This is a genomic window from Ruegeria sp. YTSA135 (genome assembly GCF_059610165.1).
On record NZ_JBXWNC010000006.1, the window covers coordinates 1 to 15,805 of the forward strand.

Annotated in this window: 15 protein-coding genes, 1 tRNA gene and 1 pseudogene; 9 read left to right on the plus strand and 8 right to left on the minus strand. The window is 56.6% G+C overall.

Annotation, left to right across the window (positions count from 1 at the left end):
* The first annotated feature begins 423 nt into the window (after positions 1-423).
* The 4 genes from AC2FIT_RS09360 (at position 424) to AC2FIT_RS09375 (ending at position 4,347) form a co-directional block, all read left to right on the plus strand.
* Entirely contained in the window at positions 424-1,176 is a 753-nt protein-coding gene (locus tag AC2FIT_RS09360) for a 5-oxoprolinase subunit B family protein (RefSeq protein WP_496828826.1), read from the plus strand.
* Positions 1,173-2,171, plus strand: coding sequence for a 5-oxoprolinase subunit C family protein (locus AC2FIT_RS09365; protein ID WP_496828828.1), 999 nt, complete (start codon positions 1,173-1,175; stop codon positions 2,169-2,171). The genes AC2FIT_RS09360 and AC2FIT_RS09365 overlap by 4 nt, the downstream gene beginning before the upstream one ends.
* A gap of 12 nt (positions 2,172-2,183) precedes the next feature.
* Positions 2,184-2,945, plus strand: coding sequence for a LamB/YcsF family protein (locus AC2FIT_RS09370; RefSeq protein ID WP_496828830.1), 762 nt, complete (start codon positions 2,184-2,186; stop codon positions 2,943-2,945).
* Between the two features lie 154 nt (positions 2,946-3,099).
* Positions 3,100-4,347, plus strand: a complete 1,248-nt coding sequence (locus tag AC2FIT_RS09375) for a hypothetical protein (RefSeq protein ID WP_496828832.1) — start codon at positions 3,100-3,102, stop codon at positions 4,345-4,347.
* 58 nt (positions 4,348-4,405) lie between these two features.
* On the opposite strand, the gene AC2FIT_RS09380 is transcribed toward AC2FIT_RS09375, so the two are convergent.
* Both AC2FIT_RS09380 and AC2FIT_RS09385 read right to left on the minus strand, forming a co-directional pair.
* Positions 4,406-5,788, minus strand: coding sequence for a D-alanyl-D-alanine carboxypeptidase family protein (locus AC2FIT_RS09380; RefSeq protein WP_496828834.1), 1,383 nt, complete (start codon positions 5,786-5,788; stop codon positions 4,406-4,408).
* A 279-nt stretch (positions 5,789-6,067) separates the two neighbouring features.
* Positions 6,068-6,769, minus strand: coding sequence for an HAD family hydrolase (locus AC2FIT_RS09385; RefSeq protein ID WP_496828836.1), 702 nt, complete (start codon positions 6,767-6,769; stop codon positions 6,068-6,070).
* Between the two features lie 93 nt (positions 6,770-6,862).
* Here AC2FIT_RS09385 and clpS point away from each other — a divergent pair, with 93 nt between their 5' ends.
* Genes clpS through hemF form a run of 4 tightly spaced genes read left to right on the plus strand, consistent with a single transcriptional unit; the run spans position 6,863 to position 9,927 of the window.
* Positions 6,863-7,207: an ATP-dependent Clp protease adapter ClpS gene (gene clpS / locus AC2FIT_RS09390; RefSeq protein ID WP_068338331.1), complete on the plus strand. Its 345-nt coding sequence runs from the start codon at positions 6,863-6,865 to the stop codon at positions 7,205-7,207.
* A gap of 27 nt (positions 7,208-7,234) precedes the next feature.
* A complete protein-coding gene (locus AC2FIT_RS09395; RefSeq protein WP_496828839.1) occupies positions 7,235-8,200 on the plus strand; it encodes a class I SAM-dependent methyltransferase in 966 nt (321 codons plus the stop codon).
* Positions 8,201-8,236: 36 nt separating this feature from the next.
* Complete coding sequence (locus AC2FIT_RS09400; protein WP_068338327.1) at positions 8,237-9,037, plus strand: SDR family NAD(P)-dependent oxidoreductase; 801 nt, start codon at positions 8,237-8,239, stop codon at positions 9,035-9,037.
* A gap of 5 nt (positions 9,038-9,042) precedes the next feature.
* On the plus strand, positions 9,043-9,927 hold the full coding sequence (gene hemF / locus AC2FIT_RS09405) for an oxygen-dependent coproporphyrinogen oxidase (RefSeq protein ID WP_496828841.1): 885 nt from the start codon (positions 9,043-9,045) through the stop codon (positions 9,925-9,927).
* Between the two features lie 7 nt (positions 9,928-9,934).
* On the opposite strand, the gene AC2FIT_RS09410 is transcribed toward hemF, so the two are convergent.
* The 4 genes from AC2FIT_RS09410 to modA all read right to left on the minus strand — a co-directional run bounded on the left by AC2FIT_RS09410 (position 9,935) and on the right by modA (position 13,023).
* Positions 9,935-10,348: a hypothetical protein gene (locus AC2FIT_RS09410; protein ID WP_496828843.1), complete on the minus strand. Its 414-nt coding sequence runs from the start codon at positions 10,346-10,348 to the stop codon at positions 9,935-9,937.
* A gap of 105 nt (positions 10,349-10,453) precedes the next feature.
* Complete coding sequence (modC, locus tag AC2FIT_RS09415; protein ID WP_496828845.1) at positions 10,454-11,551, minus strand: molybdenum ABC transporter ATP-binding protein; 1,098 nt, start codon at positions 11,549-11,551, stop codon at positions 10,454-10,456.
* On the minus strand, positions 11,548-12,240 hold the full coding sequence (modB, locus tag AC2FIT_RS09420) for a molybdate ABC transporter permease subunit (RefSeq protein WP_496828847.1): 693 nt from the start codon (positions 12,238-12,240) through the stop codon (positions 11,548-11,550). The genes modC and modB overlap by 4 nt, the downstream gene beginning before the upstream one ends.
* A gap of 3 nt (positions 12,241-12,243) precedes the next feature.
* Complete coding sequence (gene modA, locus AC2FIT_RS09425; protein WP_496828849.1) at positions 12,244-13,023, minus strand: molybdate ABC transporter substrate-binding protein; 780 nt, start codon at positions 13,021-13,023, stop codon at positions 12,244-12,246.
* Positions 13,024-13,243: 220 nt separating this feature from the next.
* Here modA and AC2FIT_RS09430 point away from each other — a divergent pair.
* A tRNA-Val gene (locus AC2FIT_RS09430) sits at positions 13,244-13,319 on the plus strand.
* A 99-nt stretch (positions 13,320-13,418) separates the two neighbouring features.
* On the opposite strand, the pseudogene AC2FIT_RS09435 reads toward AC2FIT_RS09430, so the two are convergent.
* Together AC2FIT_RS09435 and AC2FIT_RS09440 are read right to left on the minus strand one after the other, a co-directional pair.
* Positions 13,419-13,703 (minus strand): annotated as a pseudogene (locus AC2FIT_RS09435) (transposase); the annotation flags it as partial.
* A 222-nt stretch (positions 13,704-13,925) separates the two neighbouring features.
* Positions 13,926-15,491 carry a glycosyltransferase family 2 protein gene (locus AC2FIT_RS09440; protein WP_496828851.1) on the minus strand — a complete coding sequence of 522 codons (1,566 nt, stop codon included), beginning with the start codon at positions 15,489-15,491 and terminating at the stop codon, positions 13,926-13,928.
* Positions 15,492-15,805: the final 314 nt, after the last annotated feature.

A 15,805-nucleotide genomic window follows, 5' to 3' on the forward strand; every position in this document is an offset into this window, starting at 1 on the left:
AGCGCCCCAGCAACCGCCTCAGCAGCGCCGGTGAAGGGGGTTCTAAGTATTACTCACCCCCACCGCAAGCAGAAAATTACATCTGACGCGTTTTTTTTCAACGTTTTGCTTTTAATGTTTATAATCAATCGCTTAATAAAGGTTCAGTTAGCCCCGCTACCTCGATTTCACCCTCTGGGTCGCCAACATCGGACGCATCGCGATCGCGACGATTACTTGCTCACCCTAGATGTTGCGCATTTACGGCCAACGGCCACAAGACAACACCGAGTCGCGGCATCCAAACCGACTCAATTCTTTCCCAGTTTCCCCGCTCGGGTCGTGTGGCGACACTAAAAAGGACAAGGGGTTTCTGCTGGGGCTTGCACATCAGCGAAGGATACGGTCACTTCCCCGCAAAGATAAGGTAACGCGCACGAAGTTATGGCACCCAAACAAGCTTCCACTTTCCCCTGCATACGAACAGTCGGACTGGATGGGCTGTTGGTTTCGTTTGCCGACTCGATGGCAGAGCCCTCGAACCGGGCGGCGCTAGCGTTTCGCGACGCCGTCAACACCCTCGATTGGGACGGTGTGATTGAAACATCGGCGTCTCTGGCATCAGCCTATGTTCGCTTCGACCCGCTGGTGCTGACGCATTCCGAGATCCACAGGCAGGTACATCAGATACTGCATCGTCAGAACTGGTATGAGGCACCTCTGCCGGCAGGGCGTCGTTTATGGAAAGTACCCACCGTTTATGGTGGTGAACTTGCGCCGCAATTAGATGAAGCTGCCGCCGCAGCGGGGCTTTCCCCGTCCGAAACCATAGATCGCCTAAGTCAAAGTCGGGTCCGCGTTCTGACCATCGGGTTCGCCCCCGGTCAACCCTATCTTGGCCCACTGGGTCCCGAGTTCAACATACCCCGCCTCAAAGAGCTCACTCCTATGGTACCGGAAGGGGCGCTGGTTCTGGCCATCTCGCAGTTCGTGTTGTTTTCGGGACCAACCCCAACTGGGTGGCGGCATGTCGGCCAAACCGCTTTTCGCTGTTTCCGCCCCGAAGCCGAGGAAAGCTTTGCCTTGCGACCAGGGGACGAGATGCAATTCCTGCCGGTTTCCCGTGCAGAGCTTGAAAGGCTTCGCGAGGCCGATGACGGCACGGGCGGTGCGACCTGCGAGGAGATACCCTTATGACTCTGCTGGTGCATCAAGTCGGACCAGCCTGCACCTTTCAGGATCAAGGGCGCACAGGATACCTGGATCGGGGTCTTTCACGGTCTGGCGCTGCCGATCAACTGGCGCTGCACGAAGGGGCAGCGCTGCTGGGGCAAAGCCCGGACTGTGCCGCTCTGGAAATGGCGGGGAGGGGCGGCACGTTCGAGGCAACCCAACCGGTTTGCATCGCCCTGACCGGTGCACCAATGCAGGCCAGTATTGACGGCGCTGGAATTGTCTGGAATGCCTCGCATGCGATGGAACCCGGTCAGAAGTTGAAGATCGGAGCTGCGAAACAGGGCACCTATGGCTACCTGCACGTCGGCGGCGGAATTGATGCGCCCCTGTTCCTTGGGTCCCGCTCAGCCCATCTGACGGCAAAAGTCGGGCGCGCGCTGCAGGCAGGTGACATGCTGCCAAATGGGTCGTACTCCGGAAGCGCCGGAATGAAACTAAAGACCGAGGATCGCTTTGCCGGTGGCACGCTGCACGTGGTTGCTAGCTTTCAGACCGCTTTGTTCGATCAGGAGACGCTTGACCGATTCACCCAGACGTTGTTCCACCGGGGTACGCGGGCAAACCGAATGGGGATGCAACTGGAAAGCGACGGTGAAGGTTTTGCCGCAAAAGGCCAGCTGAACATTTTGTCCGAGGTGATAACCCCCGGTGACATTCAGATGACCGGAACCGGGAATCCCTTTATCCTGCTGCCCGAATGCCAGACCACCGGGGGGTATCCCCGTATCGCCTCTGTCCTGCCCTGTGATTTGCCGCGCGCGGCGCAGACCCCGGCTGGCGGGCACATACGGTTCAAGTTTGTGACGATGGATGAAGCGGTCGCGCTGCACCAGACCTATATGACCGGGTTATCACGGTTGCGGGCACGGGTAGAGCCTTTGGTCCGCGACCCGCACGACATCCCGGACCTGCTGTCTTACCAACTGATCAGCGGAATGATATCTGCTAATGAATAAGGAGTTACACCGATGCCCAGCGTCGATCTGAATGCCGATATGGGGGAAAGCTTTGGCCCCTGGAAAATGGGCGATGATGAGAGCCTTTTAAAAATCATCACATCGGCCAATATCGCCTGCGGCTTTCACGCAGGCGACCCGGATGTAATGGCGCAAACGATGACGCTGGCCGCGCAGAATGATGTCGGCATCGGCGCTCATCCTGGTTTTCCGGATCTTCAGGGGTTTGGCCGCCGCAACATGAAACTACCCCCTGACGCCCTGCGTAATCTTGTGCGATATCAGCTTGGCGCAGCAATTGGAATGGCTAAGGCGGTCGGCACCCATGTCCGGCATCTGAAACTGCACGGAGCACTTGCCAATATGTGCTCGGCCGATATCAGCATGGCGCGGGCGTGCTATCAGGGCGCGCTGGATGTAGACCCGGACATTATCATCATGGTGCTGGCTGTCACCAAACAAGAAGAGGCTGTGAGAGAGCTGGGCTGCAAATGGGTCGGCGAGATCTTTGCAGATCGCGCCTACAATGATGACGGAACACTGGTTGACCGCAGCCTGCCCGGTGCCGTTATCCACGACCCCGAACTCGCCGGTCTGCGCATCCTGAATATGGTTCGCGAAGGCGCCATCATCACCGAATCCGGAAAACGGCTGGAAACCTCGATCGACACGATCTGCCTGCATGGGGATGGCCCAACAGCGGTACAAATCGCCCGGTCCGTCCGCGAGAATCTGATCGCCGGGGGCGTCAAAGTCACGAAATTCGCACGATAAGCGCGCGGGCGTAAGGCCTGCGCCGGCCCGCTCCTTGCTGTTGCCCAGTTGGATTTCTAGCCCTAGCATGCCGGAAACTGCATGCCAGGGTTCTGGAAATCCGATTGGGCGCGCTACCCGCGTACCATCGGGTTCCGCGTAAGGAGGGAAGTGAATGTCTTTCGAATTAATGTCTTACGAGCCGCGCGGCGACAAGAAGAACTCGGACTTCTTTCAGGAATATCTGCCAAAGATTTACGAACGCCGCAGCACGTCAGGCGTGGCCGATCAGGTCGGTGCGATGCGGGCAATCGTGTTGCAAGTGGAAACCAACGCGCTGTTCGACACGTTGGTCGAGCTATATGTGATGAGCCCCTACCGCCACACGGCGACTTATCTGGGTCAGACACATAAGGTCTCCGTTCTGCACTCGCATCCCGACTACCCGGCTTTGATCGCAATGGCCCCGCTTAGCCCCAGCTTTGAGGACTTCATCCCCCGCATCAACCGGATGTACCCGCTAGCCCGCAGCACACCGCAAACGCGCTATGTGGGAGAGATTTATGGCGCAACTGATCTGAACGGTCTGACCAAAAAGCTGGAAGATCAGAATATCCGCTTTGAATACGGCGGCGACACCGAAAACCCGTTCTACACTCTGGATGGTTTCCGGTTCACAACACCCTCGGATTTTACATGCAACCGGGTTGGATATTCGTCTTTAGATTTTAACGACACCGACAGTCTGGGGCTGGGCGACCGCGTCCTGCTGAGCGATGCGGAGCAGGCAAAACTTGATCAGGCGGCAGCCTTTGGCGCAGACAGTAAAATTGCCCCCCTGATGTTGGGCATCGACCACCTTGCCACCCGCATTCTTGCCGGCGAACGCGAGGATGCGATCCTCGAATTCCTGACCATGGTCCCCTACTATTTCTGGGGGGCGTATAATATCTTTGACATGAACTCGTCCACCAATGTGAACCGGAACGCGAATGTGGATGACGACAAGAAATCCCCCGCAAAGGTATTCACTGCGAACAATACGCCTTCCTTTGTGAATTCCTTCGAACAGCTTCCGATGCCGACCGAGGATTTTGTCCGCAATTTTGGTCGCCGACTGCATCATATGGCCGTGGAAATTCTGGATGGCGATCACGGAGCTGGTGAAAAGAACGTCGATTTCGTGGTAAATACACTCAAGGACAAGGGCGTGCCGTTTCTGGCCCATGTGGTCGGAGAATGCAAAGACGATCCAAACCTGAAGCAAATCTTTTCCAAACACTCGAAAAACACGTTGCTGATCACTGAATATATCGAGCGTTGCCACCACTATGACGGGTTCTTCACCAAGGACAACGTGGCGGCCCTGACGGCAGCCGCCGGACAGGATGAGCAATATAAGCACGGCAACGTCTTCGATTAAAAAAGGGCTGCGGGGTGTCCCGCAGCCCAGACCTGTCCAGGAGAGAATATGTCGGATCTTATGAGGGTCCGATCATGAAACAAGTCACATTCCGGGCCTGAAGCCTGCGGCACGCCAGATCGGCCTGTTCGCGTGTCATGCCCTGAAATGTCGCTTCGAACCCGCGCGCGTTTTGGTTTACCTTGCGCAAGGTTCCTTCCAGAGTGGTCATTTCCGACAGGGCAGTTTTCAGCAAAATCTTCTCTGCCTCATATCGGGTGGTGTAGCGGCCCACATTGACGCCCCAAAGATGGCCGCCAGATGTGGATAGACGGGTTACAATTTCCTGCTCGGGCTCTGGTTCATCGGCCGGACCTGTTGAGGCCAGAACAAGATCACGCGGGCGCGCGGCGGGGCGCGGTGTATCGTCCGATGGCGTTTGAATACCGGCAGAGGCGATGGCTGCTGCGATGCCATCCTGAATACGCGACCGATTCTTGGCCGCGGTTGCGGCGATCGTACCGGCGACTTGGACGGCTGCACCCGGCCCGGGACGCAGCACGGGACGAAGGCTGGTGGTTGGCGCTCCGGTCAGGGCCGCGACTGTGGCGCCCAGGCCTGCGTTCCCGGCATAGGCCGGTCGCGCTGGTTTGCGAATTGGTGCCCGCGACGGCGCGCGGCGAAAGCCCATGTCCAGCAATTCCGCCACCTTGGCGTTGCGCGATGCACCGGACTTTCCACCGAAGACCGTAGCGATAATGCGTTCATCCTTGCGCTTGGCGGAGGCCACAAGGTTAAAACCCGCCGCGCGGGTGTAGCCGGTCTTGATCCCGTCAGCCCCTTTATACGCCGCCAGCAAACGACGGTTTGTGTTCGGAACTGTTTTGATTCCCGCATGAGTCGATTGGCGCGAGAACAGGTTGTAGTACTGCGGGTAATCGTACAGCAGATGACGGCCCAGAGTGGTCATATCTCGCGCTGTCGACAAGTGGCCCGATTCCGTCAAACCATGTGCGTTTTTAAAGGTCGTCCGGCTCATGCCCATCGCCTTGGCCGTGCGGGTCATGCGGCGCGCAAATGCAGCCTCGGAGCCGCTGATCGCGATACCGATTGCGGTGGCGGCATCGTTTGCCGACTTCACCGCTGCCGCACGGATCAGATACCGGAATGCGATCGTTTGACCCGAGCGCAAACCCAGTTTCGATGGCGGCTCAGCCGCGGCCTTCTTGGTGATACGAACCGGCGTATCCAGTTCAATCTCTCCGTTTCGCACCGCTTCAAACGCAATGTAGAGAGTCATCATCTTGGTCAGGGATGCCGGGTGCAACCGGGTGTCGGCATTGCGGGAATGCAAGACCTCGCCGGTGCGCGCATCAATCACCATAGCCGCATAAGGCGCGGCCAACGCTTGCAACGGCGCAAAGGAAAGCAGCCACAAGAATGCTATAAGGAATAAGCCCATTCGGGCCGGAACTGTCCGCCGAATCTGCACGATCTCTGCCTCTGTCTACCTCACGCCGCCAGTTTTTCCTGGTCGGCTAACATTATTTTATTTCCAACGAGGCTAGCACAGGAGTGCCGTGAAATAAACAGAAAGCTAACGATTTCGACGCATATTGACGCCTTCGTTAGCCTACCAGATGTGGTCCAACAAAGCCTTGCATCCCCCAAATCCGCGAAAATGGCAGAAATTGGGTGTTCTTTTGTACCGTTTTCTTGAAACTGGTACCGTTCCGCAACATCAGCTGAGGGTTTTCACAAGGTCGGCGAGCCGACCCAGATCCGGCAATTCACGGAATCGCGGGCTCTCCGCTGGTGTTTCCGCCTGCTCGACCTCCCAGACCAACCCGTGCGGCACATATACACCCCAGCAACCGGCCTGAATTGGGGCCACCACGTCCGAGCGCATCGAGTTGCCGACCATCATGGCAGAAACAGGCCCATCCCCGTATTGGCCGAATATCTGCTTGTAGGTTTGCGGCGTTTTCTCGGACACGATCTCCACCCCGTCAAAAAGCTCTCCCAAACCTGACTGCGCCAGTTTGCGTTCCTGATCAATCAAGTCACCCTTGGTGATCAGCACAACCTGATGAGTCGCCGCGACGTTTTCGATTGCCGCCCGCGCATGGGGCAACAACTCGATCGGGTGGGCCAGCATCTCTTGCCCAGCTTCGACCAACTGGCGGATCACCGAGGCGGGAACACGGTCCTCTGTCACCTCGATCGCGGTTTCGATCATCGAAAGGATAAAGCCTTTGATTCCATAGCCATAATGCCGAATGTTGCGCTTTTCCGCCTCTAACAGGCGGTCCAGAAGGTGATCACGCTCAGCATAATCAGCCAGCAACTCGGTGAAATGGGCTTGGGTCAGCTGAAAAAACCGTTCATTGTGCCATAAAGTGTCATCCGCATCGAAACCGATTGTGGTAAGGTTCTGGCCCATGTTGATTGCGTCCTGCTGGCTCTTTTCTCTGGCCCGTTCGACGTTATATAAGCGCACAGACAAACCAAAGCCTGAATCGGATAGACGAACACGATGCTTGAACACCAATGGATGATGTCTGACAATTCGGACGATGACGATTCCGACTCGTCTGTCCTGGTGCAGACGCGCCCAAAGACCAAGCGCCCGCCACTCTACAAGGTTCTGCTGCTGAATGACGACTACACACCGATGGAGTTCGTCGTTCATGTTTTGGAGCGTTTTTTCGGCATGACGCATGCGCAAGCGTTCGAGATCATGCTGACCGTCCACAAAAAGGGTGTGGCCGTGGTTGGTGTGTTCAGCCATGAGATCGCCGAAACAAAAGTGGGTCAGGTGATGGATTTTGCCCGTCGGCATCAGCATCCGTTGCAATGCACCATGGAACGGGAAGAGTAAGGCCGAACCGGCTGCTCGAAAGTGCTGATGTCCCCTCGCCTCAATCTTGCCCTGCAAAGCGGCCTCAGCGTGTCACAACCGCTGATCGTTTTCGGGCCGACACCCGCCACCGACCTGTCCGCCTTTCCGGCTGAGACACAGGTTGTGCAGCCCTTTAAGCCTTTCCACGATCACTTTGCCGACCAAGACTTTGCTGTTGTGCCAAAGGTGCAAGGACCGTGTCGGGATGCGATCATTATCCTCCCGCGGGCAAAGGCTCTGGCCCGATCATTGGTCCAACAAGCTTGCACCTGTGCCACCGGTGTGGTCGTCATTGATGGTGCCAAAAGCGAAGGCGTGGACAGCCTGTTGAAAGACATCCGCAAGCGTGTCGCGGTTGAGGGGCCGATATCGAAGGCTCATGGTAAAATCTTCTGGTTCCAGTCTGATCCAACCGTATTTGCGGACTGGGCTGCTCCAGAACATCAGACAGCCGACGGATTCCAAACCGCGCCCGGTGTGTTCTCTGCCGATGGTGTCGATCCCGGTTCGGCCCTGTTGCTGGCGGCATTGCCCGACAAGCTGGGAGCGCGCGTTGCTGATCTGGGGGCCGGGTGGGGTTATCTTTCGACCGGTCTGCTGAAGTCTTCGGGCCTGAAAACCCTGCATCTGGTCGAAGCGGACCATACCGCCCTGACCTGTGCCCGCGCCAACGTGGTTGACCGGTGCGCGCAGTTTTACTGGGCAGACGCAGTGACCTGGCAGGCACCTGAGCCGCTGGACACTGTTGTTATGAATCCACCGTTTCATACATCACGCAGTGCTGAGCCTGCGTTGGGGCAAAGCTTCATCGCAGCGGCGGCTAAAAACCTGACACGTAACGGATCATTGTGGATGGTGGCTAATCGCCATCTGCCCTACGAAGCCATGCTGACCGATACATTTACGCATGTTCAGGAAGCCACTGGTGACAATCGGTTCAAGGTGTTTCACGCCTCTCGCCCTCGGCGGTGATCCCGGTTAACCTGCCCGCGATTCAGGAGGAAACGCATGTCCTTTTCCATATCCGGCAAGACCGCGATCGTGACCGGTGGCGCAAATGGCGTCGGGCTGGCCATCGGGCGCCACTTTGCCGATGCTGGTGCCAATGTGATGTTCGCGGACATCGACGAAAAGCGTTTGGCCGAGGAACTGGGCGAGCAGGCTGATGACAGCAATATCCGCTTTTTTGCGGGCGACCTGCGGGAAAAGTTGACCATTGCCAACCTGCTTTCGGCGACCATCGACGCATTCGACCAAGTGGATATTCTGGTCAACGGTGCGCGGCAGGTGATCCCATCCGATCCGATGGATCCCGAAGACGACTCGGTCCGCATCCTGCTGAACCAGAACCTGATGCCCGCCCTGCGCCTCAGCCAGTTGGTCGCCAAACGGATGATCAAGCAGTCCGGGGATGACGGGGACAGTCCGGCCGGTTCAATTATAAACCTCTCGTCGATTGCTGCGCGCCGCACCCATCCCGATCTGATGGCCTATTCGGTGTCGACAGCCGCACTTGACCAGATGACCCGCTCGCTGGCCGTCGCGCTGGCACCGAGCCGAATCCGCGTAAACTCAATCGCGCTGGGGTCGGTCATGAGCGCCTCTTTGCAATCCACTTTGAAAGAGAACCGTGATTTTCGAGATGACATCGAAAGGCACACCCCACTTGCCCGCATCGCTGCACCGACCGAGCTGACCGAAACGGCGCAATTTCTTGCCTCGGACGCAGCAGGGTTCATAACGGGGCAAATCCTGACCATAGACGGCGGTCGCACCCTGCTGGACCCTGTCGCAGCCCCGGCCCATTGATCCCCATGTTTGACACCGAAAAATCCACCGCCTCTGCTTGGTTCCGTCAATTGCGCGACGATATTGTTGCTGCTTTTGAGGCTTTGGAAGACAGCCACGACACCGGACCGTTCGCAGATGCCAACCCCGGACGGTTCGAGGTCAAGGAAACCACACGCCAGTCCGAGGATGGCTCGGACGCGGGTGGCGGGTTGATGTCTGTGATGCGGGGTGGCCGGGTGTTCGAGAAGGTAGGCGTCAATATCTCGACCGTTTACGGCACACTGGGCGCGCGCGCGCAACAGGCGATGGCCGCGCGCAAGGGCATTCCCGGCATGACCGAGGATCCGCGGTTCTGGGCTTCGGGAATATCGCTGGTTGCGCATATGCAGAACCCGCATGTTCCAGCGGTGCATATGAATACACGTATGTTCTGGACCCCGCATGCCTGGTGGTTCGGCGGTGGTTCGGACCTGAACCCCTGCATTGAATATGACGAGGACACCGCTCATTTCCACGCCACGCAAAAGGCGCATCTGGACCCGCACGGGCCGGGGCACTATCCCCGCCTCAAGGAATGGGCAGACGAGTATTTCTACATCCCGCACCGCAAACGTGCACGCGGGGTCGGTGGCATCTTTATGGATGACTATTGCACCGGCGATTGGGCAGCGGATTTTGCGCTGACGCAGGATATAGGCCGCGCCTTCCTGCCGGCTTTTGTCCCTCTGGTCGAAAAGCGCCGCGTTCAGGACTTTAGTGACGACGACAAGAATACACAGCTTGTTCATCGGGGGCTTTATGCCGAATACAACCTTGTCTACGACCGGGGCACCAAGTTCGGGCTTGAAACCGGTCACGACCCGGATGCAGTTCTTATGAGCCTACCGCCAATGGCCAAGTGGGTTTGACGAGCGCCTAGAAATCAAAATCCATTATGTTGTCAAAGCAATGGCTCTGCGCCCCGCTGGCTGACATATTCTCGCCTACGCGGCTGACCGTGATTGAATAGCTTTTCGAGGTATCCGCACCTTCGGGTGCGGTGAAAGAAAACTGCACGGTCCGGGTTTGCTTATCATAGGGTTTTGAAACATAGATCCGCTGTGTTGTCGGCAGACCAAGCGTGCGAATAGCAAAATCACCAATGCCGCACCAATAGGCAATGGCCGCTGATGAGCCCTGCGTGGCCACTCGGAAACTGCCATCGTCCAAGGGCGCTACGGTTGTGCGGAAGGCCGGGTTCACGCCGAAGCCAATCCCAAACCCGGTGGCGTTTGCCAGTACTGGTAAAAGCGTCAAAGCAGACACGCCTGTCACTTTGAAAAATCGCATCGTCATATCCCTTGACTACACATTGGACCCGACATTGATCATAGGTGGCGGACCATATGAGTAAAGTTCCCGGCGTTTCAATGCAGTCACCAAGCGCAAGCAGGCTTAGGGTGCTGTCAACCGCCCGCCAACATCCTGCGGGGCTAATGCCACCGTTTTGATCACCGCAAAACACGTCTGACCCGGCTCCAACCCCAGCGCAGCAACCGAACGGCGTGTGATACGCGCCAGAATCGGCCCTGCCGGTGTTTTGACCGAAACAATTGCCCCAGGCCCTTCACCGGCGCGGATTGTTTCGACGACACCCTCCAGCACGTTCAGGGCCGATAGCCCCTCGGGCCGTTTGTTGGACAGGATGACTTCCTGCGCAGGGATACGAATTCGCAACCCTTCCCCGGCCTGATGCGGGATACGCGGTAGAAACAGACGGGCGCCCCCAGCCTCCAGCTCTGTCAGACCGTCGGCGTGATGTTGCGTGACCCGCACGTTCAGCACCGCACCCACGGCGCGCACTCCTGCCGGGGCGATCGAAGGGTCGGCCATCACCTCTGATGCGGGTCCGTGGCGCACCGCCTTGCCATCCTGAAGGGCAACGACAGACGTCGCCAACCGCGCCACTTCGGCCGCGGAATGGGTGACATAAAGGATGGGCACCGACACCTCATCCCGAAGCCGTTCGAAATAGGGTAAAATTTCGGCCTTGCGCGCGTCATCCAGCGCGGCCAGCGGTTCATCTGCCAGGATCAGACGCGGGCTGGCCAGCAATGCGCGCCCGATTGCGACACGCTGTTTCTCACCACCCGACAGGCCGGCAGGGCGGCGGTCCAGCAAGTGGCCAATGCCCAGCATCTCAATCACCTTGTCCGGGTTTTCACGCCGCGCCCGTTTCGGCGCGAACCAGCGACCGTAATATAAGTTCTGCCGCACAGTCATATGCGGAAACAGTCGACCTTCCTGAAAAATATAACCAAGGCGTCTGCGATGTGGTGGCAGCCATCGGTTTTGCTGGATGTCAAACAACTCCCACCCGTCAATCGCAACGCGGCCGGTTTGCGGGCGCAAAAGGCCCGCTACCGCATTGACCACGGTGGTTTTACCCGATCCAGACCGCCCAAACAGCACCGTCACGCCCGACGGCGCGTCAAAGCTGAGGTCAAGCTTGAGGTCAGGCAGGTCGTGCCGCAGGCAGACAGAAAGGCTCATGACCCGGACACCCGCGCTGCTGCGCGCCGGCCGACATATTCCGACAGCAGCAGCGCTCCCATGGCAATAATGATCGAGACCACGACCAATCGCGTCGCCGCGCTTTCACCACCGGGAACCTGTAAAAAAGCATAAACGGCAGAAGGGAGCGTTTGGGTCTGGCCCGGAATATTCGAGACAAACGTGATGGTGGCCCCGAATTCGCCCATCGCCTTGGCAAAGGCAAGGATACCGCCCGCGATCACACCGGGAAGGATCATCGGCAAGGTTACCGTCGCAAATACAAAGGGCTGCGACGCGCCCAGTGTCGCGCCGGCTTGCTCCAGCTTGGGGTCCACTGCCTCGATAGACAGGCGAATGGCACGGACCATCAAGGGAAAAGCCATGATCCCAGCCGCCAGTGCCGCGCCTGTCCAGCGAAAGGCAACAACGATCCCGAATTCCGCCAGCAGCCGACCCAACGGCCCCTGAATGCCGAAAGTCAGCAGCAGCAGGTACCCCGTCACAACGGGCGGCAAAATCAAAGGCAGATGTACCAATCCGTTCAGCAGTTGACGACCGGGAAACCGCCAGCGGGCCAGTGCGTAGGCCACAAAGATGCCAAAGGGCAAGGTCACCAGCGTCGCCCAGAACGACACGCGCAAAGACAGCCTTAGCGCCTCAAGCTCTGCGGGTCCAAGCCACCCCATGCGTTAGCCGCCCGGCAGGGCAAAGCCCTGTTTCGAAAAAATGGCCTGCGCTGCCTTGGTTTGCAGATGGTCCAGAAACGCCTGCGCTTCGGGCTGCGCCGACGTGACTATCGCTGCCGGGTAGATGATTGGCGGATGAAGGTCCGGGGAAAACTCGGCCACGACGTGAACCCGGTCTTCGGCCTGCGCATCTGATCGGTACACGATCCCCAGCGGCGCCGAACCTGTGGCAACCAGCGCCAAGGCTGCGCGGACATTGTCAGTTTGGGCGACGTGCATGTGTACTTCCTGCCAAAACCCAAGACTCTGTAAAGCGGCCTTGCCATAGATGCCCGCAGGAACCGCATCCACAAGCGCCATCGCCAGATACCCGCCATCCAACAGCTGATGCAGCTTCAACCCTGGCTCTATCTGACCGATCTTTGGCTGCTCGGTCCCACCAATCAAAACCAGCTTGTTACCTAGCAAATCGACCCTCGATACTGTTTGGATCAAACCCTCATCCTCAAGGACGTCCATCCAATCGACATTGGCTGAAATGTACACATCCGCTGGTGCACCCAATTGAATTTGCCGCGCCAGAACGGATGATGCGGCGAAGGACACCGTTACGTGATGCCCTGTCTCTTGCTCGAAAGCCGGCACAATCTCATCCAGCGCTGTTTTGAGGCTGGCCGCCGCGAACACCAAAATCTCGGCCGCACCAGCCCGTAGCGGGGCCAGCGTTATCGTGCCAAACACCAAAGCCACGATCGCACATCGGCGGGCAACGGACAGGATCATGTACTCTCCCGTTTGGAAGGTTGTAGTTCCCTCGGGGATATCTGAGGGAGCAGGGGGCAAGCAAGCTCCTTTCCCAAGCGCTTTAGGCGAAGGTCGCAAGGAATGAACGCAATAGGTTGAACCCATGCCCCGCGAAAGAACACTGATCTGGTATTGAGGTGAAGAAATTGTGCCAGACCCTCTTGCACCCGCGCGCAGGCTTGGCTAAATGCACCCTCACGGGTGATTAGCTCAGTTGGTAGAGCGCTTCGTTTACACCGAAGATGTCGGGAGTTCGAGTCTCTCATCACCCACCAGCCCAACTCATTGATGTTGCTATGGTTACTGCTATGCAGGGTCTTGCGCCGCCTCAACTGGTACATAGAGGTGGTACACGATGAGACACGCAATGCCTAAGTTGCATCGATCATGATCGTCTTCTCCTCACCATGGTCCGCGGCCAGACCAGCCATCATTTGCGCGAAGATACCCTTGTCGCTCCACCGCTTCCAACGGTTGTAAAGGGTCTTGTGCGGGCCGTACTCCTTGGGCGCAACCCGCCACCGTAAACCATTGCGATTGATGAAAATAATCCCACTCAGGACACGCCTGTCATCGACGCGAGGTCTGCCATGGGATTTCGGGAAGTAGGGTTCAAGACGCGCCATCTGTGCGTCACTCAGCCAGAAAAGATCAGACATGTCACCGCTCGTTTGTTTAAGCCGTGAATCACGACATTGGCCGGAAATCAATGGGTCCTGAGCCTAAGGGTACGTTGTGATTGGGCTTCGGATAACTCCGTTGCTAAAGACCCTTTTCTCAATGCCCATCAAAACGAAGCAGCAATGGGACAACAGAAAACGAAAACTGTTTCAGCAGTTTTGTTTGCATCGAAGCAAAAGCCCCATACGTGGCATCGATTTTCACCACATATCAAAGAACCAAGGCAAAAACTTTGGAAAGTCGCCGATGTCGATCGCTCCGGGTTTGATGTCAAAAATAGCCATCCTTTTGATCCGCTGGGAAGGTTTTACCAACGTTTCTACATCATGGTACCTTTTCCGATTGTAGTAGTCATCAAACAGTATGCGAACGGGTTTTTTCGTCATCGCCAGAACGGTCAGGAAACACGCTTTTCGCATTCGACCGTCAACCAAGACACAGTCTGGGGAAAAACTTTCGTTTTCCGTCCAGACCGACATGGGATACCTCCAGAAGCTCCCAAACTTCCTATTGTTTACCGGAAACCCCCATTCCCTCGTTTTTCCGATATTTACCCAATGCACTGAGGAGTCTGGGTGCCGTGTTTCTATTTGCTCAATGTGCTCAACAATTGAGTTTTTCCACTCAGAGTCTGACTCGACCGACATGCAGTGCTTGCCGAGCCTGGCTGCCAACAGCGTTGACCCCCCGCTTCCGTATTCCAGAATTGAAGAAGCACTTTTGTACTCTTGCTCAACGCAAGCTGCAACTTGCCCGGGGAAAGTAAGAGGAAACTGGGGTGGTGTTGGACTGTGAAACTCATTGAATCCCCTGTCGTACTCCTCCTTCACCTGATCAAGAAGAGGTAACAGGGAGCATTCCGCGCTCAGGTCGGATTGGACTTCTCGGGTTTTTTCCTTCCACCTCAAAATGGACGCATCCTTTGCGCTGTTGTGATTCCACTTTTGGTAGTTCTCAGTTGTATGCCGATTTTTTGCGCCGACTTTTTGGTATCCTCGCCCTCTGTTGGACTTTAAGTGAAATGAGTAAGGGTCGCGCACCATGTAGTGGTTAATCTGGGCAACCGAGCGGTCTGGCGAAACTCCAATTATGTTCCCTGCCGGAGACTCTCCTTTTATCGGCCACTCGCGGAACCAATCCGAGTAACGCTTGTTTGCGGTCCAGTCATCGATTGTAAAGACTTCGCCATCAGAAGACGCGAACCGATCGACGCGACTCTTGTCGGGAGCAAGTTCACAAAGATGTAGGTATTTCGAAAAACCTACGGTTTCAGCGCATTTCTTAAAAAATGTCTTGAACTGAGTTGTTTCCAGACCGCTTTCGCAGAGAACATAGTCTTCGGACAAGTACGCGCCTGGAAAACGTTCGTGGTGATTGTCACCAAATATCCTCCAGTTGATAAGCATCCCGATTAAGCCCTTGTTCTCAAGGTACTGGATCAGGTCCTCCAGCCGTCCGTCGCCAAGCTTAATATTAAGAAACTCGTCAGCATCAAGGAACATGCCCCAATCGCCGTCCTGCAAAATACCAAGCTGTCGGCTGATGGCGACTGCGTTTTCTTGCGGGGATACGCCTTGCGGAACTTCCTGCGCGATGTGTTCAACTCCATCGCATATTGAAAGTTGATCAAGTATTTCGTCGGTGCCATCGGAACAATCGTTGGTCACAACCACGATTCGATCAAAACCGATTGCTCTATGATATGAGACCCATTCAGCTACGAATGGTGCTTCGTTCCGCATAGCGGAAAACAAAACTGAAGCCATGATCTTGCTGCTCGTTATTGAATACTTGTCGAAGACATTTGTACCTACATGGACGTTTGTAGTCACTGCCACATTTTAGCGAGCGTCTGTTTTAGGCTCTTTTCCTTTATCCAGGTTTCTTGGATGGACGTCTCCTGCGCCTCGGTGTTGGGACCTTGCTATCCATAGAAGCAACGACTTGACCTCTGCTTCCGTTGTAGTACGTGTCGTACACAAACCGCCAGGATTCACCTGAGAAAACCATGGTTTGTAGGTTGGGAAAAGACAGATGCAGCGAAACGGGTGATTGACCCAGCTGGTAGAGCGTTTCGTAT